17 protein-coding genes and 4 pseudogenes are annotated in these 20,151 nt (G+C 70.2%); 12 read left to right on the top strand and 9 right to left on the bottom strand.

From position 1 onward, the window contains the following. Positions 1-381: 381 nt before the first annotated feature. Entirely contained in the window at positions 382-759 is a 378-nt protein-coding gene (locus ACWD0A_RS01095) for a hypothetical protein (protein WP_451293375.1), read from the bottom strand. Continuing rightward, positions 756-1,343, bottom strand: coding sequence for a TetR/AcrR family transcriptional regulator (locus tag ACWD0A_RS01090; protein WP_451293373.1), 588 nt, complete (start codon positions 1,341-1,343; stop codon positions 756-758). Before ACWD0A_RS01090 ends, ACWD0A_RS01095 begins: the two co-directional genes overlap by 4 nt. A gap of 94 nt (positions 1,344-1,437) precedes the next feature. Between ACWD0A_RS01090 and ACWD0A_RS01085 the strand changes: the two are divergent. Continuing rightward, positions 1,438-1,716, top strand: a pseudogene (locus ACWD0A_RS01085) (NUDIX hydrolase); the annotation flags it as partial. A gap of 103 nt (positions 1,717-1,819) precedes the next feature. Beyond that, a pseudogene (locus ACWD0A_RS01080) lies at positions 1,820-2,792 on the top strand (IS110 family transposase); the annotation flags it as partial. 39 nt (positions 2,793-2,831) lie between these two features. On the opposite strand, the pseudogene ACWD0A_RS01075 reads toward ACWD0A_RS01080, so the two are convergent. The 5 genes and pseudogenes from ACWD0A_RS01075 to ACWD0A_RS01055 all read right to left on the bottom strand — a co-directional run. Next, positions 2,832-3,141: pseudogene (locus ACWD0A_RS01075) on the bottom strand (IS110 family transposase); the annotation flags it as partial. A gap of 333 nt (positions 3,142-3,474) precedes the next feature. Continuing rightward, a complete protein-coding gene (locus tag ACWD0A_RS01070; protein ID WP_451293371.1) occupies positions 3,475-3,864 on the bottom strand; it encodes a hypothetical protein in 390 nt (129 codons plus the stop codon). A gap of 113 nt (positions 3,865-3,977) precedes the next feature. Next, positions 3,978-4,919 (bottom strand): hypothetical protein, encoded by a 942-nt coding sequence (locus ACWD0A_RS01065; protein ID WP_451293369.1) that lies wholly within the window; start codon positions 4,917-4,919, stop codon positions 3,978-3,980. A gap of 304 nt (positions 4,920-5,223) precedes the next feature. Continuing rightward, a complete protein-coding gene (locus tag ACWD0A_RS01060) occupies positions 5,224-5,697 on the bottom strand; it encodes a hypothetical protein (protein ID WP_451293367.1) in 474 nt (157 codons plus the stop codon). Positions 5,698-6,013: 316 nt separating this feature from the next. Beyond that, positions 6,014-6,709, bottom strand: coding sequence for a hypothetical protein (locus ACWD0A_RS01055; RefSeq protein ID WP_451293365.1), 696 nt, complete (start codon positions 6,707-6,709; stop codon positions 6,014-6,016). Between the two features lie 244 nt (positions 6,710-6,953). Here ACWD0A_RS01055 and ACWD0A_RS01050 point away from each other — a divergent pair, with 244 nt between their 5' ends. Together ACWD0A_RS01050 and ACWD0A_RS01045 are read left to right on the top strand one after the other, a co-directional pair. Further along, positions 6,954-7,115 carry a proline racemase family protein gene (locus tag ACWD0A_RS01050; RefSeq protein WP_451293541.1) on the top strand — a complete coding sequence of 54 codons (162 nt, stop codon included), beginning with the start codon at positions 6,954-6,956 and terminating at the stop codon, positions 7,113-7,115. Positions 7,116-7,979: 864 nt separating this feature from the next. Then, positions 7,980-8,747, top strand: a pseudogene (locus tag ACWD0A_RS01045) (LysR family substrate-binding domain-containing protein); the annotation flags it as partial. Here ACWD0A_RS01045 and ACWD0A_RS01040 read toward each other — a convergent pair. Then, positions 8,660-9,511 carry an iron-sulfur protein gene (locus ACWD0A_RS01040; protein ID WP_451293363.1) on the bottom strand — a complete coding sequence of 284 codons (852 nt, stop codon included), beginning with the start codon at positions 9,509-9,511 and terminating at the stop codon, positions 8,660-8,662. The pseudogene ACWD0A_RS01045 and the gene ACWD0A_RS01040 overlap by 88 nt on opposite strands. 251 nt (positions 9,512-9,762) lie before the next feature. On the opposite strand from ACWD0A_RS01040, the gene ACWD0A_RS01035 reads away from it, so the two are divergent. From ACWD0A_RS01035 to ACWD0A_RS01005, 7 genes are all read left to right on the top strand, one after another. Further along, positions 9,763-10,953: an ATP-grasp domain-containing protein gene (locus ACWD0A_RS01035; protein WP_451293361.1), complete on the top strand. Its 1,191-nt coding sequence runs from the start codon at positions 9,763-9,765 to the stop codon at positions 10,951-10,953. Next, positions 10,950-12,728 (top strand): IucA/IucC family protein, encoded by a 1,779-nt coding sequence (locus tag ACWD0A_RS01030; RefSeq protein WP_451293359.1) that lies wholly within the window; start codon positions 10,950-10,952, stop codon positions 12,726-12,728. The genes ACWD0A_RS01035 and ACWD0A_RS01030 overlap by 4 nt, the downstream gene beginning before the upstream one ends. A 94-nt stretch (positions 12,729-12,822) precedes the next feature. Then, on the top strand, positions 12,823-14,589 hold the full coding sequence (locus ACWD0A_RS01025) for an IucA/IucC family protein (protein ID WP_451293357.1): 1,767 nt from the start codon (positions 12,823-12,825) through the stop codon (positions 14,587-14,589). Then, a complete protein-coding gene (locus tag ACWD0A_RS01020; RefSeq protein ID WP_451293355.1) occupies positions 14,586-15,794 on the top strand; it encodes a type III PLP-dependent enzyme in 1,209 nt (402 codons plus the stop codon). Before ACWD0A_RS01025 ends, ACWD0A_RS01020 begins: the two co-directional genes overlap by 4 nt. Positions 15,795-15,941: 147 nt before the next feature. After that, complete coding sequence (locus tag ACWD0A_RS01015; protein ID WP_451293353.1) at positions 15,942-16,490, top strand: carbohydrate ABC transporter permease; 549 nt, start codon at positions 15,942-15,944, stop codon at positions 16,488-16,490. Between the two features lie 16 nt (positions 16,491-16,506). Continuing rightward, positions 16,507-18,216 carry a glycoside hydrolase family 13 protein gene (locus tag ACWD0A_RS01010; protein ID WP_451293351.1) on the top strand — a complete coding sequence of 570 codons (1,710 nt, stop codon included), beginning with the start codon at positions 16,507-16,509 and terminating at the stop codon, positions 18,214-18,216. A 162-nt stretch (positions 18,217-18,378) separates the two neighbouring features. Further along, positions 18,379-18,501 carry a hypothetical protein gene (locus tag ACWD0A_RS01005; RefSeq protein WP_451293349.1) on the top strand — a complete coding sequence of 41 codons (123 nt, stop codon included), beginning with the start codon at positions 18,379-18,381 and terminating at the stop codon, positions 18,499-18,501. A gap of 77 nt (positions 18,502-18,578) precedes the next feature. Here the strand turns inward: ACWD0A_RS01005 and ACWD0A_RS01000 are convergent, their stop codons facing one another. After that, positions 18,579-19,544, bottom strand: coding sequence for a pirin family protein (locus ACWD0A_RS01000; protein ID WP_451293347.1), 966 nt, complete (start codon positions 19,542-19,544; stop codon positions 18,579-18,581). A gap of 125 nt (positions 19,545-19,669) precedes the next feature. Between ACWD0A_RS01000 and ACWD0A_RS00995 the strand changes: the two genes are divergently transcribed. Beyond that, positions 19,670-20,014 carry a tetratricopeptide repeat protein gene (locus tag ACWD0A_RS00995; RefSeq protein ID WP_451293345.1) on the top strand — a complete coding sequence of 115 codons (345 nt, stop codon included), beginning with the start codon at positions 19,670-19,672 and terminating at the stop codon, positions 20,012-20,014. Positions 20,015-20,151: the final 137 nt, after the last annotated feature.

Genomic DNA, 20,151 nt, shown 5'->3' with positions numbered 1-20,151 from the left:
CCGCCGGACACGCACGGTTCAGCCACTGCCTCGCCCACGACCCGGTGGTGGTCGACCTCGCGATCACCGCCTTCGGCGTGGATCACCTCGTTCTCCGCAGCGACTGGCCTCTTCCCATGGACCATGTGCAGGGCGGGCGTCTTCGCCCCGCCTGCCTTGTGGCCCACTGGGCCCCGGAGTTAGGGGAACGGGCCGCTCCGGGAACCCGAACGCGCACAGCGTCCGGCTGGTCGACCCCAGCCGCTTCCAGGAACACCACGAGGTCGTGGCCGGAGCAGGCCGTCCCCAGGATTTCGTCCCGGCCCGCTGACGCCCGCTGGCAGAGGGCCGGTGTACGACAATCGGCGCGCGTCCCATGCCTGCCGGCCTGCCCCTGGCGGTTCACGTTGCGCCGGCCGCCGCCAGAACCGCCACCGGCAACAGCAGCATCCATTGCGGCAAGCGCAGCCAGGGCTTCGACCAGCTCGCCGCCAGTGACACCACCAGGAACACGCCTGAATAGGCCACGAAGTGGGCCGCCAAGAGCCAGGCGATGGTGTCACCGCCGGGACGGTCACCCAGGGCCAGCCAGATCAGGGCGGCGGCCGCCAGCATCAGGTCGGCCGTGACCATGTGCCAGACCGCGTGCAGGACACTGCGGGGCTCATCGGGGAGGTTGCCGGCCAGCAGGGGTCGGACGACATCCCGACCACCCGCGATGGCGTGGAGGGCAGCCACCGCGCCGGCGGTTATCCCAGCGGTGAGGAACCAGGCGTTCATCGGGTCTCGATTCCGCGGCCCACGATGGCCGCCAGTTGCGTGGCCAGCCGGAGGCTGGGCTGCCCGCCCACCAGGCCGACGTGGAAGAAGACGGCCCCAGCCAGTGTGTCCAGAACCAGATCGACCGGCACGTTCTGGTCAGCCTCCCCGCGCTGGACGGCTCGCTCGAACACCGCCACCAAGCTGTCCTTGGCCGGGGCGAGGAACTGGGAGCGGATGCGGGCCTGCAAGGCTGGGTCGGCGGCAAAGTCGGCCAGCAGGCCCGGCAGGGCGGCAGCAGCGGCTGGGGCAGAGAACTCCTGGATCAGGGCCTCCAGCAGCGCGGTCAGGTCACCAGCCAGCGTGCCGGTGTCCGGTGCCGGAGCCGCCTCGGCCTCGGTGAAGACCGCCTCGTACACCAGCTCAGCCTTGCCCGACCAGCGCCGGTAAACAGTGTCCTTGCCGACGCCGGCCCGAGCCGCCACCGCCCCAATTGAGGTGAGGGCGTAGCCGACTTCGGTCACCAACTCGGTCGTAGCGCTCAGGATCGCCTGATGGGCACGACTGTCTCTGGGACGCCCACGCGGGGCGCTGGGCAGCGTCATGAAATAACCATACGGGACGACCCGTTGGGAATATTCAGGGGTACTCGGCTTTGGCCAAGCTGGTCCGCGCCGTCGAAATCGACGACCAGGCGGAGGCGTGCCGCCGCGTGTTCGCCAGCGGGCGGCAGAGCGCCGCTTGCCCGGTCGGCCCGAGCTCCAGAATGTCGGCATCTTCTACCAGGTCCGCATCACCGGCGGCCAACTCCGGCCTGAGCTGAACGGCGAAACCGCCGAGTCGGTCTGGACTCCGATTCCCGACGTCGCTCGCCTCGGCCGATCTTCGCTGCTCGACATCGGCCTCGCCCTGGCGCAGACCGTTCCGGCAACCGGCCACGTCGCTCCCGTCCCAGTCGGCGGTCTAATCCGGCACTGAGGTCACCACCAACATCTGACGTGCCCGCTTGACCGTCATCTGGCTCACGTGATCGCCACGACAGGCTTCAAACGAGGGACCAGGCCGGGGCCACTCCCCCCTTGCCCCCCGTTACCGCGACCGCGGGAGCGTTTCCCGGGCCAAGTCCGACGCTGCTGACGCCCGCGTCCTGGCCAACATCCTGCGGACCGACCGGCATGCCCACCGGCCCTGCCCTCCGGCAACGAAGCCGGGCAGGCCGTCGCAGTTCTCGCCCGCGCCCACCAGGACGCGGTCTGGGACCGGCAGCAGATGATCAACCGGCTCCGTTCCCACCTGCGCGAGTACTACCCCGCCCTCGCGGCCTTCCAGGGCACTGGCAGGCCCGGGCTCGACTCTCGGCGCGCTCGGTTGGTTCTGGCTGGCCGCACCCACACCGGCCGACGCCGCCCAAACGCACCCGCAGCCGGCTGCGTGCGCTGCTGAAGCGGGCCGGCCGCCCACGGTGCGGCATGGAGGCCGAGGTGGAGCGGCTGCGGGCGATCTTCCGCGCGGATCACCTCCACCAGTTGCCCCAGGTCGAACAGGCCATGGGACAACAACCGTAGTTCTCCTCGGGCAACTCGATGCCGCCTGCGACAGCGTCATACTGAGCTCGGCGACGATCGCGAGCGCTTCGGGGAGGCCAGAGCAATGAAGGCATACGCCGGTGCCACCCCCGTCGCACGAGCTTCCGGCCGCAGCCACGTCGTCGTGGCCCGAACCGTCAAGAACCAACGGCTGGCATCAGCCGGGCACATGTGGGCCTTCGCCGCCCTCCTCACTGAAGCCCCACGCGCCACTATGACCGGCGACGAGCTGACGGAGAGCACCACACGGCCGCCCTCAGGAACTTGTTCAACAAGCTGCTCGGCTGCCTCTACCACTGCCCCGCGATGGGGATGCTGGACCAGAACATGGCGGGTGCCGGCCTTCTCGCCGAGGAACAACAGCTCCAATCCCTCTCGCTGAGCGGTGACGCCTCAGGCCTGTGGGACGCGAGCGTCACGGCAGGGCGGGAGAGGTTCCGTGCTGTGCTGGGCCGCCTGCCCCGCTAGGCATGCTCCTGATCGCTGCCGGTGAGATACGGCCTCTGGTTATGCGGCCGCTGTGCCCACCTCGTGGAGTGGAACTGGGAAGGCCAGTGCCTCGTCATATCGATGGTTCTGTTGGAGGCAGTCGTAGCGCTGGCCGATCATGCGGTTGAAGCAGTTGCGCTGGGCGGCCGCGTGCCAGTCCGCGTGGTTGTCGCGACGCCGGCCGGTCGTGGGCTTTGGCGCCGGTCGAGGCGCTGATCGCGGAGAACGCCCAGAGGTATCCGGCGTGGTTGAGGCGGTCGTTCTTCACCCAGCGCCGGGTGATGCTGGACTTCTTGCCGGACGCCCGCGTGATGGGCGAGGCACCAGCTCACCGCACAGGCCCCGGTCTGCGTCGGAGCTGCAGGCTCGGGCATCACGAGGGGTCACCATGCGGTCGGCTCGCACCACATTCACCAACGAGTGATCAAGTGGGCAGTGTGACGACGATGGCGGTCACGAGAGCATCGGGCACCACCGCTCTGGATATAGGGATCAAGTCCCCAGACGGCTCAAGGCGTCGGCCCGACACCCACGTGACCGCCATCGTGACCAACGCGTCTACTGCTCGAACAGACCGGCGGGTGTACGTCTCTCAAGGACTGTCGCTATCACCGGACCAGGACGACTCCGACGCCATGATCCACCACCCACACCAAGATCATCACACCGCGGTCAGGCGGAGGTCACCAGCCCAGCTCTCACAACGGACCCGACCGGTGGAGAACGTGAGCTCCAGGGCGACGCGTCCGGTGTTCGGTTCGTGGTCTTCCCGCACCGCCAGGACGCTTTCCCCGATGTGGTCTGCGAACGATGTCTTCCCTCCGATCGCTCCCACGGTGATGAGCCCCGAGTCGCCCATGTCGTAGCCGGCGTGCGGCTCCGACGCCTCAACGATCAGACACCAATCCGATCCGGTCGTGAGGTGAATGGCGGCCCCCTGGTCATCGATCAGCCACACATCCAGCGGGCCCGCGGGGTCATCACTGCCGTGCAGATGCCACGACCCAAGGGCCGCCGCGAGCCGACGCCCCACCAGGCTCTGGGCGCTCACCCCAGCACCATGAAGCGGGCACTCGTTCGGCTCCTCAGATTCCATTGGCCGACAGTGCCGCCAGCCGACCTCCCAGCTCACAGCCTTATACGGGACACGCCTTGGGCCAGGGGTCAGGCCTCTTCGTGGACAAGCCTTGGAGTCACGTCCGAGACGAACTCGCTCGGTGTACCGGGCGGCAGCACAGTGCGGAGCTGTTGAAACACCGTGGCGACGCGGTCCGGCATGTAGGAACGCATGTCCGGTGTGGCCTGGAGTACCAGGCCACCGTCCTTCAGCGGGGTTATGCCGGCGAACACCTCTGATTCGCGAAGTCTGGCTGCGCCGCCCAGGCGGTTGGAAACGCCGGGGGAGCACACGGTGATCCATGAGTAACCGCGCAGCGTCTCGTCGAGCTCGGGCAGCGTCTCGTCCTGGAACAGGCCGAGCGCGGCCTCAAGCGCTGTGCGATGCGTGGTCGTCTCTACATCGTCCGTGACGCAGCCGTAGAGACACGTCTGGTCCGCCTCCTGCAGGCGGCGGCGGAGGAATTGGGTCCACCGCTGCTGGGTGGCGTGGCCGGTGTCCGGGGCGAAGAAGTCCTCCGACGACCGGTCGACCATGAGGCAGACCCACTCGGGAGCGTCCACGTCGCGCTCGGCCGTCACCTGGAACCACGGCGCCGCGGGGTAGCCGTCCGGGTCCAACACGCTCAGTCTGAGCGTGGCGTTCAGCGGCACCCTGTCAAGGCGGTCCAGAAAGGCGTCCCACGCCGCGGGTGTCCAGACTTCTCCGGAGCGCTTGCGTCTACCCCGGTGCATCTCCGCGACCCAGAGCGATCCCCACAGCTCCCCGGGGCTTCCGAAGGGAACTCCGCTTTCCTTGAGCACATGCCCTCGGCCGGCCAGGTCAAGACCGGGCTCGAAGGGATTCAGTGCGGGGCCGGCCAATTTCTGCACCGCGTCGACGAACCACCCTCCGACCAGACGACGGAACCCGGACGGATCAGCGGGAAGCGCGAAGTCCAATTCGGCATGCACACTCGAATTGGGTGCGAATTCTCCGGTGGACTTCATGTCTGGCCCTCCTCTCGGATCGGCCGCGGCAGTCGGCCGGGCGGGAGCGACGCCCCCGACTCTCGCGGACTTGGATGCGGAGATCCCACACCAGGCCCGACATCATGATGTCGCCGCTCAGGCATAGACCGTGACCGTGACGCCGTCATCGCCGGCCTCACCTTGCCTGGGAACTCGGGCGTTGTCGAAGGACACGTCAACAGGATCAAGATGCTCAAGCGCCAGGTGTTCGGCCGCGCAGGCTTCAAGCTGTTGCGGAAGCGAGTACTACTTGCCTGAGCCGACCGGCCGAGTCGCGGCCGCTTCAGGAGCCGGAAGCCGTGGGCTGGTGTCGGTGGAGGTAGCCGTCACTCGGGCAGCCGACATCCGGGTCCCCAGTCGGACACATCACAGGGTCGCCTTCGTCACCGAAGAGGTAGGCGTCCACGTCGCAGTCGTCGGCGGAGAAGACCAGCGACAGCACGGTGCCGCGTGTGGCGGTCTCTTCAGCGGTGTTGATCTGGTCGGCTTCAGTGGGGGCATAGAACGCCCAGCGACCAGAGGACAAGGCCGAAGGGTTCTTGCAGTCTGATGCGACGGGCAACTCGTCGAAGTGCGCGGTGGTGAAGGTGTGATCCTCGTGGAAGGTCAGGGATGTGCCCGCCTCGCTCGTCCATTCCCCCTCAACCTGATCCGCTGAAACCTCTGCGGCGTGGATCGCCGCAGCCCAGCCGCAGGACACCGTCAGCCCCACCACCACCCCTATGAAAGCGATTGAGCGCCACAACTGTCGTCCCATGCCAACCCCTTCCCCCATGCGCTCGGGCAGCCGCCCTGCACTCGGCCTCTTCGGCCGAACCCAACCATATTTGAACGCGCTCAAAATTGGGTAGTGGTCTGCCGTCAAGGGCGGCAGGCGGAGTACGGAGGCCGCGGTGCAAGTCAGCCAGGGCACCAACCTCCAACAATCACTCAGCGTGTCCCTACACGGAAGGCGAGCCAGAACCTCAGCTTCGACAGCAGTTGTTCATGGCTTCGGGAGGCACTTCCACTGTGCCGTGTTCGATGTCCATGAGAAGCGACAGCGCTTCGGTGCCGTCCAGGGGACGGAGGCGTCACCGGGATACGAGCGGTGGGTTGCCCAGTTCGTCGATGAGTCGGCGGTACGTCTCGAAGGCCGGCTTGGGGGTGTAGTCGTCGCGCAGGAGACCGAAGCGGTGGAAGAGCCCCGCTGCGCCGCTGTCCGCGTCCCGCAGGGCGAAGAACGAGTAGCCGTCGATGTTCAGGTCGGCCGCGAGCGCGGCCACGGTCCGGACGACGATGTCAAGAACCGCGGCCTGCCTCTGCTCCGGACGGTCGGGACCGGTGGGCCAGCCGTTCTCGCAGACGCGGATCGCAACCGTGTCCGGGATGCCGGCGTTCGGCAGGTCGGTGCGCCGGAAAGCGGTGAGGACCGCGGTGACCGCTGCGGCCAGCCGGTCGGGGGCGATGGGACGGAAGACGTCGGGGAAGAAGTCCAGGCCGACGTAGTCCAGGCTCTCCAGGAAGCATGCGTCGGCCAGGGCGGCGAGCTCGCTCCAGAAGGTATCGGCCGGATCGAAGGTCGGCACGGCGTTGAAGCCGACCGCCAGCGTGTGGCCCAGGGCGCGGGCTTCCTGCTTGGCGGTGACGACTCCCTGGACGAGGGCGTTCAGGACGTTGGGGGTGCTGCCGTCGAGGACGGGGCGCGAGATCGGCGAACGCGCCGAGGCCCAACTTGTGACCGCTCTGGCCGAGCATCCGCCGAGCGCCGTCGGCGCACCGGACACCATCGGCCTCCCGATGCCCGCGCTCCTCGCGGGCGCCATCGCCGGGACGCACCGGGCGGCCCTGCGTGAGATCCAACGGCGCGTCATGTCCGGCGAACCCCCGGCACGCGCGCGCGACGCGGTCGCCCCAGTGCTCCGGGCATTCAACTGGCTGTGTCTTGGACTGCACGCGGACGCTGGTGAACAGACGCCATAGGAGCGGCAGCCTCCTCGGTGGCGCGGCCGCCGACTATGCCACGAACTCCCGCTGAACACACCGTTCGTCCACGAGTCGATCACCGGCACGCTCGTGGGCACCTCCCAGGCCGGCCCGTACGAGGCCGTGTTGCCGACGATCAGCGGGCGCGGCTGGATCACCGCGTTCAGCCAGTTCGTCCTGGACGTGACCGACCCCTTCCCGCACGGTTAAACGCTCGGCGATCTGTGGGGCGAGCAGACCGCCCCGCCCGCCGGACCGGCCGATACAGATCTGGAGCAGTGATGGAAACCACCGGACGGCAGTTCATCGCCGGCAAGCGCCGCTCCGGCACGTCCGGTCGGCAACCGGTACGACTGAGGGGCGCAAGCACCTCGACGGCGGCATTTGGCTGATCACCGTCCTCCTGGCCATCCTGCCGCACTCCTACTACGGCGCATACGGCCCGCAGACCGAGCCGGCGCCGCCTGAACCGTACGCCCCTGCTGGCCCTCCTCGTGCTCTCCCTGGTCGGCTACTGGTGGTCTGTCCGCGCCGGATTCCGCACCGAGCACCTCGAGCGAGCCCTGGCCGAGGACTACCCGTCCGCCCACCGAGAGGCAGGGTCCGCCTGAACAGGCACCGGCCGGCGGGCCCGATCGCCCTGGGCAGCGCGGAGCACCGCGCTGCCCAGGGCTCTTGTTGATCGCCGCGAGGACGCATCCGGACGCGCAGCGTGCGTACCACCGTCAGCAGCCGACGTCGGTTCGTGATACGAAGTCGGCGATGCGAGACCACATCTCGAGTGGGTTGGAGTACATCGGGAAGTGGGCGCTGTGGCTGATATCGGCCAGTTCGACACCGCCTGCGGCCAGTGCCCGGAGGGAGGACAGCGAGCTGTTCTGTTCGCCGTACACGAAATCCTGGGCACGGGGAGTGCGAGGAAGCGGTCAAGCAGGTTGCCGTGGTCGGAGAGCTCCTGCTCGGCGACGACACCAGGAACGGGATGGAGGCGGCGTCGAGGTCCTCGCAGACCGTGGCACCGCAGCCGGTGCGTCGTAGGCCAGGACGGGGCGGTCGGCGAGCTGCCACGACGCCGTACCCGACATCGAGATCCGCACTCAGGAGATCGACACCCATGAGGCCGCAGCCGGCCTGCTCGACCGCACGCTCGACTGGGCGATCGTGCGCCAGACCGCGCCGGTACGCGGCACCACGGCGACCTCGCTGTTCGTCGACCGGTTCGTCGCGGCCCTTCCCGCCGATCACCCGGCGGCCGGCACCACCGATCCACTGGAGCTGGCGGAGCTCTCGGGTGACACCTGGGTGTGGCTTCACCGCCACATCTCGCCCGACTGCCACGACGCCATGGCTTCGCTGTGCCGAACCGCCGGTTTCAGCCCTCTCCCGGCCCACTGGGCACGGTCGGTGACCTCACAGATCGCCATGGTCGAGTGCGGTCTCGGTGTCCCCGTGGTGCCCGCCGCGGCCGCCGCGGTGCGCCGTGCAGGCAGGTTCAGACCGCTCAGTCACGGGACGGCGACCATCGGGCTCACCGCCATGACCAGATCCGATCCCGACGCGCTGGTCCGGCGACTCACCGCACTCACCACGCGGCTGACCGCGGCGCAGGCACCCCCCGTCGCCCGCCTGACCGACAGGGCGACCGCGGTGAGCTGTTCAGCCCTTGCGGGTCCTGACCTCTGCCGGGCCGGCGTCGGAGGTGTACGGAGAAGCCGTACGCCGCGGTGCCGGCCCGCCGCCGTTCTCCGCCGCGGTCAGCCCGCGTCCTCCAGCCTCCGCAAGCGCTCCGAGTCACAGGTCCGGGGGCACGTCGAGCACGCCTGGGCGGCGTCGAAGGTGTAGTACATGCAGCAGCCGAGGCGTGTGCGGGTCGGGTGCCGCCGCCCGTCTCGACCTGCCAGCCGGCGGAAGTCGGCGCCGCCGGGGAAGGGCGGGACGGCCGTCGGAAGCAGCTCGGTCGCGGCCTGGATCGCCCGGTCCTCCTGGTCGAGCATGCGGCCGAGGTACCAGATCCCGGAGACCAGATCGTCGCCGGCCATGCCCCACAAGGCCCTTGGCCTGCGGCGCGCATGGGGCCCGACAGCCGCCAGCAAAGGTCCTACGTGGTCGGCGACGGCGGCGCGCAGCTCGGCGCCCAGCGCCTCTTCGTGTGCCACCACCCGGACACCTGGCATCCCGGCCGCCGGGTCGTCGGGCAGGCAGGCGAAGTCGGAACCCGGGACGATCGCGAACGCGGCCGCCTCGACGTCGATGCGGACATCCTGCGGGGCGATGCGCGGCACGCGCCGCTCCAAGTACCAGGGGCCGCTCATCAGCAGACTGACGGACCAGAGGTAGTCGTGCAGGACGCGGGAGGCGGCGACGTCCCTGCGGGGCGCATGTCTGTGATGTTCCCGGATGCGGGCGGACTCGGCGTCGATGAAGGCGTCCAGCGCTTTCTCGCTCCGCGTCAGTTCGGCCCCGTCGAGGAGCACTTCGGGTGCCACGGAAGCGATCCGCACGTTCAGCGCTTCGCATGAGGCCACGAGTTCGCGGTAGGTACGGGCGAGCGCGGAGGCCGCGGTCACGACGGGGCCGGCTGTCGCGGTCCCTGTGGCCATGGTCATCGGCAGTCCTTCATGGAGCGGCACGGTAGCTCGGGCGTCACAGAATGAAAAGGTAAGCCTTACCTTAGTCGAACGCCCACCCCGGCGATCAGGGGGGTCGATTTCCGCGAGCCGCACGGGAGTTGATAACTTAGGGTTGCCTAACTTCGGCTGCCGCGCCGAGGACGAGGGCCGGTCGGTGCCTGCGCCGCCGCCGGCCTCTCCCCACGCCGCCCGTCCCCACGTCCTCGACTCGGAAGGGGCCACCGCCCATGCGGTTGTACCTGCTCGCACTGAACCCCACCGACTCGGTCACCGAAGGCTTCCTCCCCGCCGCAGCCCGGCTCGGCCTCGACGTCACCGTGCTCACCGACCAGCCCCGGGCCCACCGCCGCACGCACCCGGACATCGAGGTCCTGGAGTGCGACGTACGCGACTTCCGCGCGGTCATCACCCGGCTCGCGACCCACCACACACCCGACGCGGTCTTCACCAACAGCGACCACCTGCAGACCCAGGCCGCCCTCGCCGCCGACTACTTCGGGCTCCCCGCCAAGCCCTGGCAGGCCGCGCTGCGCGCCAAGGACAAGGCGCATATGCGCCGCCACCTCGCCGTGACCGGGGCCGACACGGTGTGGTCGACCGAGCTGGCCGCCGGCCAGGACCCGGCCGTACTCACCGGCCTCGACGTGCCGTTCCCCTGCGTGGTCAAGCCCCGCGAGGGCGTGGCCAGCGAGGACGTGGTGCTCGCCGACGGCCCCGAGGACCTGCTGCTGCGCTGCAAGGAGATCCAGGAGCGGCGCCCGGAGGCGGCGCTGGTCGTCGAGGAGTACCTCGCCGGCGAGCTCTACACCCTCGAGACGCTCGGTGACGGTCGCGTACGCCACGTTTTGGGCGGCTTCCACACCGGGCTGTCCGCCCCGCCGTACTTCGTCGAGCAGCGGCTGACCTTCGTCGCCGCCCACCCCGAGCCGGTCGTGGAGCAGATCCTCGCCCAGCTCGACGCGCTCGGCGTCGGCTTCGGCGCGTGCCACACCGAGTTCGTGGTGCACGAGGGCCGCGCCCGCATCATCGAGGTCAACTACCGTGCCATCGGGGACCAGTGCGACCTGCTGCTGGCCCAACTGCTGGACATCCCGCTCTTCGAGCACATACTCCGTACGCACCTGGGCGAGCCGCTGCCCGCCGACCTGGGCGCCCGTACCGACGGCGCAGCCCGGCTCGAATGCCCTTGCGCCGACAGGGCCGGCACGCTGACATCGGCCCCGGCGGCCGCCGATCTCGTCGTGGACGGTGTGAACCTGACGTACCGGCCACTACGCGAGGTCGGCGAGCGGCACGGTCTGTACCACACGAACCGCGACTACCTCGGCGTGGTCCGGGCCACCGGCACCGACCAGGAAACCGTCGACCGGGTCGTGGCCGACTTCCTCGCCGCTCAGCGCTGGGAGTTCACTCCATGACGGTGACCACCACAGCCGTCGGCACGGAGGCGGACCTGCTGCTGCGCGTGCTCGGTGCGCTGCTGCGCGAGGACGTCGCGGGCCTGCGCACCCGCTCCACGCCGGTGGAGCGGGAGGACGGCCTCTGGCTGCGGCTCCCCCACGACGCGGACGGTGACGCCCTGCTGCTCCCGGTCGCCGAGGACGGCTTCCAGAACAGGTACACCGCGCGACTGCCGCTGCTCGTACGGGAGTCGGACGGCCGTGAGCTCGTGTCCCACGACGACGTCCTCGCCGCCTTGAGCGCGCACGCGCACCCCGCCGACCGGGCCGGCTTCGGCACCTTCGCCGAGGAGTGCCGCCAGACCCTGGCCACCATGCGGCTGCACGCCCGCACCCGCGAGGAGGTCACCGGCCGTCTCACCGGCCGTCACGGCGCCGACCCCGCCGACTGGACGGGCCTCGTCGGCGGACTCGCCCACGACACCCTCGCCGCCCGCCATGACCACCCGGTCTACCCCACCGCGCGAGGACGCTCCGGCCTGGACGAAGAGCAACTGCGCGCCTACGCCCCAGAGTTCCACCCCCGCTTCGCGCTGCGCTGGATCGCCGTGCCGCGCGAGGCCCTCACCGTCCCGGGTGGCACCGCCCGGCTTCCCGACCGGTGGCCCACGCCGGCGATCCTCGGCCTCCCGGAGCTCTTCCACAGCCATATCGCCCTCCCCGTCCACCCGCTCACCGTCGGAGCGCCCCTGCGCGAGGCACTGCGGGCGACGGGCCTCCAGGACCGCGCCGTGCTCGCCGACCACCCGTATCTCGAGGCCGTACCGACCCTGTCGATGCGTACGGTGGCTCTCGCCGCCGACCCGGCCCTCCACCTCAAACTGCCGCTCGCCACCGCCACCCTGGGCCTGCGCAACCGCCGCACCATCAAGCCGGGCACCCTCGTCGACGGCGCCGCCGGCCAGCGCCTCCTGGGAACGGTGGTCGCCCGCGAGCCGCGCTTCCGCGACACGGTTCTGCACGCCGACGAGACGGTGTACGCCCACGCCGGGCACGAACTCCTCGCCGTACTTGCCCGCCGCTACCCCGCCGGACTCGACTCCGCCGTCGTCACGCCCATGGCCGCCCTGCTGAGCGAGGCACCAAGCGGCGCAATGGTGATCGACCACCTCGCCGACCGCTTCTACGGCGGCGACCCGATCGCGCTGCTCGACGCCTGCCTCACCCTGCTCCTCGACTGGCAGACCACGCTCTTCGGCTACGGCATCGCGCTGGAGTCCCACCAGCAGAACATCTCCGTCGTCCTGGACCGGGACGGGGACGGCCGATCCCGTCTACGGCTGCTGCTCAAGGACAACGACGGGCCGCGGATCAACACCGCCCGCATGCGAGAGACTCTGGGAGCCGACGCCCCGGAGCCGTCCGACTTCGACGACGCCCGGATCTTCGGCGAGGACGACAGGCCGGTCACCGACCTGTTCACCACCATTACCGTCCACCTGTGCACCGGGGCCTACGCCTTCGGGCTCGCCCGACAGGGCCGCGCCCCGCTGGGAACGCTGCTGGACCTCGTACGCGACCGGCTCACCGAGGCCGTCGACCGGCTCGGTACCGGGGCCGGGGAGCCGGGCGGGATCCTGCGCGCCCATGTGCTCGACGCCCACGAGCTGCCGGTCAAGGCGATGGTCACCGCGGGAACGCTGCTCACCAAGGAGCGTTCGGGGGCAGCGGACATCAACAAGCACTACACCACCGGCCCCAACTACCTCCTGCGGGCGGCGATGGCACGATGAGCGCCCCCGCGCTCCCCAAGCCCCTGGCCGGCCACGGGAAACGCCGCCCTCCGTCCCCGAACCTCCGCTCTCTCCGCATCCGCTGGAGCCGTTTATGCCGCTGACCGATTCGATCGGTGCCACCCCCGTCTCCGCCACCCCCAGCGGGCTTCCCACCGCGGACGACGCCGTGGCCCACACCCTCCTCAACTGCCTGTTGCGAGAGATGCCCGGCCCTGAGCACCGGACCGTCACCGACGGCCACCTGCTGCTGCGTCTGCCCCGCCGCGGCGTACTGCTGCGCGTCGCCCTGCGCCGTACGTCGCTGCTGGGCGCGCACCGCTTCACCGGGCCGGTGCGGGAGCGGCGCGACGGCGACTGGAGGGAGATCGACTGGCGGCGCCTCGCGGCGTACACGCAGGACGAGCTGTCGTCGCGCACGGGCGTGCGCAACGAGGAGTTCCTGGACCAGATCACCTCCAGCCACCAGGCGGTCACGGCCGCCCTCGGCGTACGCGCCGCACGGCCCCAGCCGAGCGTCGGCGTCACGGACGGGCTCGCCACCTATCTGGCCTCCGAGCAGTCGCTGCTGTTCGGCCATCGCTTCCACCCCACCCCCAAGGCACGCAGCGGCGACACCGCCTCATGGCTGTCGTACGCGCCCGAGACCGGGGCCTCCTTCCCCCTACGCCACCTCGCGGTGCGCGAGCATCTCATCGCGCAGGAGACCGCCGAGCGCGGCTCGGCCGACGTGCTCGACCGGCTGCGTTCCGACGTCCCGGCCGGCTACCGGCTGCTGCCCGCCCATCCGTGGCAGTACGAGATGCTGAGCGGACACCCCGGGCTGCGCGAGGCGGTCGAGCGGGGCGACATCCTCGAACTGGCCCCGGCCGGGAAGCCGTTCGCCGCCACCGCGTCCGTACGCACCCTGTACGACGGCGAGACGTTCCTGAAGTTCAGCCTGAACGTCCGCATCACCAACTGCCTGCGCAAGAACGCCAGTTACGAGCTGTCCGGCGCGGTGGCCATGACCCGGCTGCTGGAGCCGGTCCTGAACGCCATGGCCACCCGCTTCCCCGGCAGCGCCGTCCTCCGCGAGCCCGCCTACCGAAGCCTGCTTCTGCCGGGGCCCGACGGTGCTCCGGACCGCGCCCTGCTCGAAGGCTTCGGCGTGATCGTCCGCGAGGGCCTTGCGGCGAGGCTGTTGCCCGGCACCACCCCGCTGCTCGCGGCGGCCGTCGCCGACGAGTACCCGACCGGTCCCGGCCACATCTCCCGGCTCCTCGAAGGGGCAGGGCCGGGGACCGCCCTCGACTGGTGGTCGGCGTATCTGAAGCTGCTCGTCCCACCCGTCCTGGCCGGGTACTTCGACCACGGCCTGGTCCTGGAGCCGCACCTGCAGAACGTCCTCGTCTGCGTCGACGAAGAGGGCATGCCCGCCCAGGTCCTCTTCCGCGACCTGGAGGGCACCAAGCTCCTCCCCCAGCACCACGCCGACGCCCTCGACGGGCTGCCCGCCGCGGTCGCCGGCCCCATGACGTACGACGCCGAGCGCGGCTGGGACCGGGTCGTCTACTGCCTGCTGGTCAACCACGTCGCCGAAATGCTCGCCGCCGTCGCCGACCTGCATCCGCAGACCGAGCGCGCCCTGTGGGCCGAGGTCCGGGCCACCCTCCAGGCGTACGCGGACCGGTACGGCTGCCCGCCGCGGCTCGCCGCGCTGCTCGCGGGCGTACCGCTGCCCGCCAAGGCCAACCTGCTGACGCGCTGGGAACGCAAGGCCGACCGCGAAGCCGGTTACGTCCGCCTGCCCTCCCCGCTCGCCGAGGACGTGCTGTCCGAAACGGTCCATGACCACGACATCTGGAGCGACGCCCGATGACCGCCCCCACCGCCGCGGTGCGTGACCGCGTCATCTCCCTGCCCGCCGACGAGCTCCCGGCGTACGTCTACGACCTGGCGGCGCTGCGCGAGCACGCAGCCGCCGTACGGACAGCCCTGCCCGAGCACGTCGAGCTGTACTACGCCGCGAAGGCCAACCCGGAGCCGGAGATCCTCGCCGCGCTGGGCCCGTACGTCGACGGTTACGAGGTCTCCTCGGGTGGGGAGCTCGCCCACGTCCGCAAGGCGGTACCGGGCCGCCCGCTGGCCATCGGCGGCCCCGGCAAGACGCCGGCCGAGATCGCCTCGGCCCTGGAACTGGGCGTGGAACGCTTCCACGTCGAGAGCGTGTACGAGCTGCACATGCTGGCGGAGCTGGCCCGGAGGGCGGACGCGAAGGCCGGGGTCCTGCTCCGCTTCAACCTCGCGGTGTCCGACGGCTCGCTGGCGGACAGCTCGCTGGCGATGGGCGGCCGGCCCACCCCGTTCGGCCTCGACCCCGCCGACGCCGACACGGTCGTCCGCCTGCTCAGCGACGGCACCTACCCGCATCTGCGGCTGCGCGGCGTCCACGCCCACCTGGCCAGCGGCCTGCGCGCCCCCGAACAGCTCGCGGTCGCCGAATCCATCGTGACGTGGGCGACGGAGCTGGCCGCCCGCCACCGCGTCCGCCTCGCCGAGGTGAATGTCGGCGGCGGCATGACCGTCGACTACGCCGCGCCCGACCAGCGCTTCGACTGGACGGCGTACGGCACCGGGCTCGCCCGCCTCACGGCCGCCCACCCCGCCCTCACCCTGCGCATCGAGCCGGGCCGCGCCCTGACCGCGTACTGCGGTTGGTACGCCACCGAGGTGCTGGACGTGAAGCACAGCCACGGTGAGGAGTTCGCCGTCGTCCGCGGCGGCACGCACCACCTGCGCACCCCGGCGACCAAGGGTCACGACCAGCCCTGCTCCGTCCTCCCGGTGGACACCTGGCCCCACCCCTGGCCCCGTCCGGCTGCCCGGCATGACCGGGTCACGCTGACCGGCCAGCTGTGCACCCCCAAGGACCTCCTGGCCCGTCACGTCCCGGCACCGGGTCTGCGCGCCGGCGACCGGGTGGCATTCGCCCTCGCGGGTGCCTATGCGTGGAACATCTCGCACCACGACTTCCTCATGCACCCCCGGCCCGGCTTCCACTTCCTCGACCCGGCAGGGGCCTGACCGGCCCGTGGGACGGGGGCGAGGCGACTCCCCCGCCCCCGTCGCGGTCGTTGTTCACCTCCGCACCGGTGACCGGCCTCAGCCCGTTGCCGTCACGTCGCCCAGGACGTAGGCCTGGATGGCGGTGGCCGCCGCGCCGCGGGCCCAGTGGGTGAAGTCGCTGTGCTGGACATCCACATCGAGGGGGACAGCACTCGGGGCACGGTCGGTTCGTTCGTCCCGTTCCCCATCATCATGCTGCCGGTCGTCAAGCAGACCGCCCTGCTGGGCCTGGACAACCAGGCCGGGCTGATCCTGCTGTACGTCGTCTACGGACTGTCCTTCAACATCTTCCTGTACGTCGGCTTCCTGCGGTCGGTGCCGAGGGAACTCGAAGAGGCGGCCCGTACCGACGGCGCCGGCACCTGGACAATCTTCTGGCGGATCATCTTCCCCCTGCTCGCCCCGATGAACGCCACCGTCGGCATCCTCACCTGCCTGTGGGCCTGGAACGACTTCCTTCTGCCGCTGGTCGTCCTCTCCGACCCCAGCGCGCAGACGCTGCCCCTGGTGCAGTTCATCTTCCAGAGCCAGTTCCACACCGACTACACCGTGGCCTTCGCCTCCTACCTCATGGCGCTGGCGCCGGTTCTCTTTCTGTACGTCTTCGCCCAGCGCTGGGTGATCTCCGGAGCGATGCGAGGTTCCATCAAATGACCGAGACACATCCCTGGTGGACATCGGCCGTCGTCTACCAGATCTACCCTCGCAGTTTCGCGACAGCAACGGTGACGGCATCGGCGACCTTCCCGGCATCACCAGCCGCCTGGACTACCTCGCCGGCCTCGGCGTCGACGTCCTGTGGCTGTCACCCGTCTCCCCGTCACCGCAGGACGACAACGGGTACGACATCAGCGACTACCAGGACATCGACCCGGCCTTCGGCACCCTGGACGACTTCGACACACTGCTGGCCGCCGTCCACGAGCGCGAGATGAAGCTCGTCATGGACCTGGTCGTCCATCACACCTCCGACGAGCACCCATGGTTCGCCGAGGCCCGCAGCGGCCCGGACAGCCCCAAGCGCGACTGGTACTGGTGGCGGCCCGCCCGCCCCGGCATGGAGCCCGGTACGCCCGGGGCCGAACCGAACAACTGGGGCTCGGCCTTCTCGGGGCCGGCGTGGGAGTACGACCGGGACAGCGGCGAGTACTACCTCCACCTCTACTCATGCAAGCAGCCCGACCTCAACTGGGAGAACCCGGAGGTCCGCCAGGCCGTGTACGCCATGATGCGCTGGTGGCTCGACCGCGGCGTCGACGGCTTCCGGATGGACGTCATCAACTTCATCTCCAAGGATCCGGCCCTGCCCGACGGCCATGTGCCCGAGGGCCGCCGGTACGGGGACGGATCGCCGTCCTTCAACTGCGGTCCGCGCATCCACGAGTTCCTCCAGGAGATGCACCGCGAGGTCTTCGCCGGCCGTGAGAACCGTCTCCTGACCGTCGGCGAAATGCCCGGGGTGACCGTCGAGGAGGCCAGACTCTTCACCGACCCGGCCCGTGCAGAGGTCGACATGGTCTTCCAGTTCGAACACGTCGCTCTCGACCACGGGGACAGCAAGTTCGACGTTCGGCCGCTGCGCCTGCACGACCTCAAAGCATCGCTCGGCCGCTGGCAGGCCGGGCTCAACGACACCGGCTGGAACAGCCTCTACTGGAACAACCACGACCAGCCGCGGATCGTCTCACGCTTCGGCGACGACGGCCCGCAGTACCGCGAGCGGTCCGCGACCATGCTGGCCCCTGTCCTGCACCTGCACCTGCACCTGCACCTGCACCGCGGAACGCCCTACATCTACCAGGGTGAGGAACTCGGCATGACCAACGCCGCGTTCACCTCGATCGACGACTTCCGGGACATCGAGTCGCTCAACCACTACGCCCACGCGGTCGCGAGCGGTGAAGATCCCGAGCGGGTCCTCGAGGGTCTGCGGGCCATGAGCCGGGACAACGCCCGCACCCCCATGCAGTGGGACGACTCCCCCAACGCCGGCTTCACCAGCGGCGAGCCGTGGATCCCCGTCCACCCCGACCACGTGGAGATCAACGCCGAGGCCGCCATGGCCGACAGCACGTCCGTCTATCACTACTACCGGCGCCTGATCGCTCTGCGACACACCGAACCCGTCGTGGCTCACGGCGACTTCACGCCACTGCTCCCGGACGACGAGCGCGTGTACGCCTTCACACGCCGGTACGAGGACACGGAACTCCTCGTCCTCGGCAACTTCACAGGCGAACCGGCGCACGTCCGCCTCCCCGCCGATTGGGAGCACGCCGACCTTGTCATCGGAAACGTCCAGGACGCCGCCCCCTTGAAAGCGTCACTGACTCTGGTGCCCTGGGAGGCACGCGTGCACCGCAAAGTACCTGCTCAGTGAGAATCCGATCACGCAGGCGGTGCTCCGACGAACAGCTGAAGACCCAGCTGACCTGACCTGACCGGGTCAGTCGAGTGTCGAAGACGGACGGGTGAGCCTCTTGTGGGAGGCTCACCCGTCGCGTCGTTTCCCCGGTCTCTTCCGGGACAGGCCGCCGACCGGTTGGGACAGCACGGATGTGTCCGGGACTCCAACAACGGTGGCAGCAGCTGGGCGTACGACAGCAGCGGAGCCGCGCCGCTCCGGGTCGCCTTCAACGCCCTGTACTGGGAGTCCAAGTGGTGAGGTACCCGTAGCGGCGTGGGGCGGGCCCCGTGCGGATGCCCGACACGGGTCTCGCCACCGCTACTCGTACCCCCAGGTCACCGCACGCGCCCCCGCGGCTTCAGCGCCACCGGCGGCAGTGCCGGGGCCGGGAGGCGGCCCCCGTCGTAACCGTGGACCTCGCCGAAGCGGGAGCTCTCCATCCAGTCCGTACGGGCCGCCTCGATCTCCTCGTGGGACCGGCCGATGAAGTTCCACCACATCACGATCTCCTCCTCGAACGGCTCCCCGCCGAGCAGCATCAGGCCGGCGTCCGACTCGGCGCGCAGCGGGAGTTCGGAGCGGCCGCAGCCGAGGTAGAGCATCGAGCCGGGGAGCACCGGGACCCCGTCCACGTGGGCCTCGCCCGACATGGACAGCACCGCGTACTCGAAGTCCGGATCGAGGGGCAGCATCACCTCCGTGCCGCCCGCCAGGGCCAGGTCCGCGCCGACGATCGGGGTGTACGTCGTGCCTGGCGACGTCGCTCCGTCGAGGGTGCCGAGCACGACCGTCGCGGTCAGGCCCGGGGCGGTGACCTGCGGAAGCTCGGCGTGATGCTGGAAGTGCGGCTCGACCGTCCGGTGCGCGTCCGGCAGCGCCACCCACAGCTGGGCGCCGTGCAGGTAGCGGGCGTGCTGCTGGGGGCTCTCCTCCGAGTGGCTGATCGCCCGTCCCGAGGTCATGAGTCCCAGTTCCCTCGGGCGGATGGTCGCCAGCGACCCCGTGCTGTCGCGGTGCAGCACCTCGCCCTCGTGCAGCCAGCTGACGGTCTGCAGGCCCATGTGCGGATGCGGCGGGACCTGCATGCCGGGTTCGTCGGCGATGTCGTCGGGGCCGTAGTGGTCGACGAAGGCCCAGGCGCCCACCATGCGGCGGCCGAGGTTGGGCAGCAGCCGGCGGACCTCGGTGGACTCGCCGAGCTGGACTCGGCGGGGGCTCAGGAGCTCGCGGACGGGCTCGGCAACGACGAAGCCCCGGCCGCCGCACACGGACGGGGCGGCCTGACGATCGAGATTGCTCATGGGCCCAACCTAGTTCCTGTTCGGTGTCCCGGTCCGGTCATGGGCCCGACTTCCTGAGGTGGAATGGAAGGACCCGCCGTGCTGTTGACGGGGTCGGCAAGCGCGTGACCAGGGAAGGAGAGCACGTGAGCGAGAGCTACTACGAGTTCGGGACGGCCGCGGAGCGGTGGAACCGGGCACAGCTGTTCTTCGACGCCAAGGAGTACATGACGGCGGTCCGCATCCTGCGCGGTCTGGTCGAGGAGGTGCCCGAGCAGGTGGCGCCCCGGCTGCTGCTGGCCCGTGCCTACTACCACTCGGCGCAGCTGGGCAGGGCCGAGACCGAGCTGCGTGCCGTCCTGGAGCGCGACCCGGTCGAGCACTACGCGCGGCTGATGCTCGGCCGCACGCTGGAACGGCAGGGCAGGCCGGACGAGGCGGCGCTGCACCTGCGGATGGCGGCGGCGATGGCGGGTGAGCAGCCGGTCTGACCGCGTCGGCTCCCGGCCGGCGCCCGCCCCGGTATCCGTGTCGGCGTCCGAGCCGGCTCACGCGGGTGATCAGGGACAGCGAGCCGCTCCCGGGACCACGGTCCCGGGAGCGGCCGCCGCGTCGGCCGGCGGGGCGC

This window comes from Streptomyces sp. NPDC002867, assembly GCF_053591895.1.
The sequence above is the reverse complement of the archived record's forward strand: the minus strand, read 5'-3'. Positions and strand labels throughout refer to the sequence as shown.

Coding starts and splice junctions, on each gene's coding strand:
- ACWD0A_RS01020 (WP_451293355.1), top strand. CDS start 14,586: ATGACCGCCCCCACCGCCGCGGTGCGTGACCGCGTCATCTCCCTGCCC.
- ACWD0A_RS01025 (WP_451293357.1), top strand. CDS start 12,823: ATGCCGCTGACCGATTCGATCGGTGCCACCCCCGTCTCCGCCACCCCC.
- ACWD0A_RS01095 (WP_451293375.1), bottom strand. CDS start 759: ATGAACGCCTGGTTCCTCACCGCTGGGATAACCGCCGGCGCGGTGGCT.
- ACWD0A_RS01030 (WP_451293359.1), top strand. CDS start 10,950: ATGACGGTGACCACCACAGCCGTCGGCACGGAGGCGGACCTGCTGCTG.
- ACWD0A_RS01040 (WP_451293363.1), bottom strand. CDS start 9,511: ATGACCATGGCCACAGGGACCGCGACAGCCGGCCCCGTCGTGACCGCG.
- ACWD0A_RS01000 (WP_451293347.1), bottom strand. CDS start 19,544: ATGAGCAATCTCGATCGTCAGGCCGCCCCGTCCGTGTGCGGCGGCCGG.
- ACWD0A_RS01060 (WP_451293367.1), bottom strand. CDS start 5,697: ATGGGACGACAGTTGTGGCGCTCAATCGCTTTCATAGGGGTGGTGGTG.
- ACWD0A_RS01090 (WP_451293373.1), bottom strand. CDS start 1,343: ATGACGCTGCCCAGCGCCCCGCGTGGGCGTCCCAGAGACAGTCGTGCC.
- ACWD0A_RS01055 (WP_451293365.1), bottom strand. CDS start 6,709: ATGGTGTCCGGTGCGCCGACGGCGCTCGGCGGATGCTCGGCCAGAGCG.
- ACWD0A_RS01065 (WP_451293369.1), bottom strand. CDS start 4,919: ATGAAGTCCACCGGAGAATTCGCACCCAATTCGAGTGTGCATGCCGAA.
- ACWD0A_RS01035 (WP_451293361.1), top strand. CDS start 9,763: ATGCGGTTGTACCTGCTCGCACTGAACCCCACCGACTCGGTCACCGAA.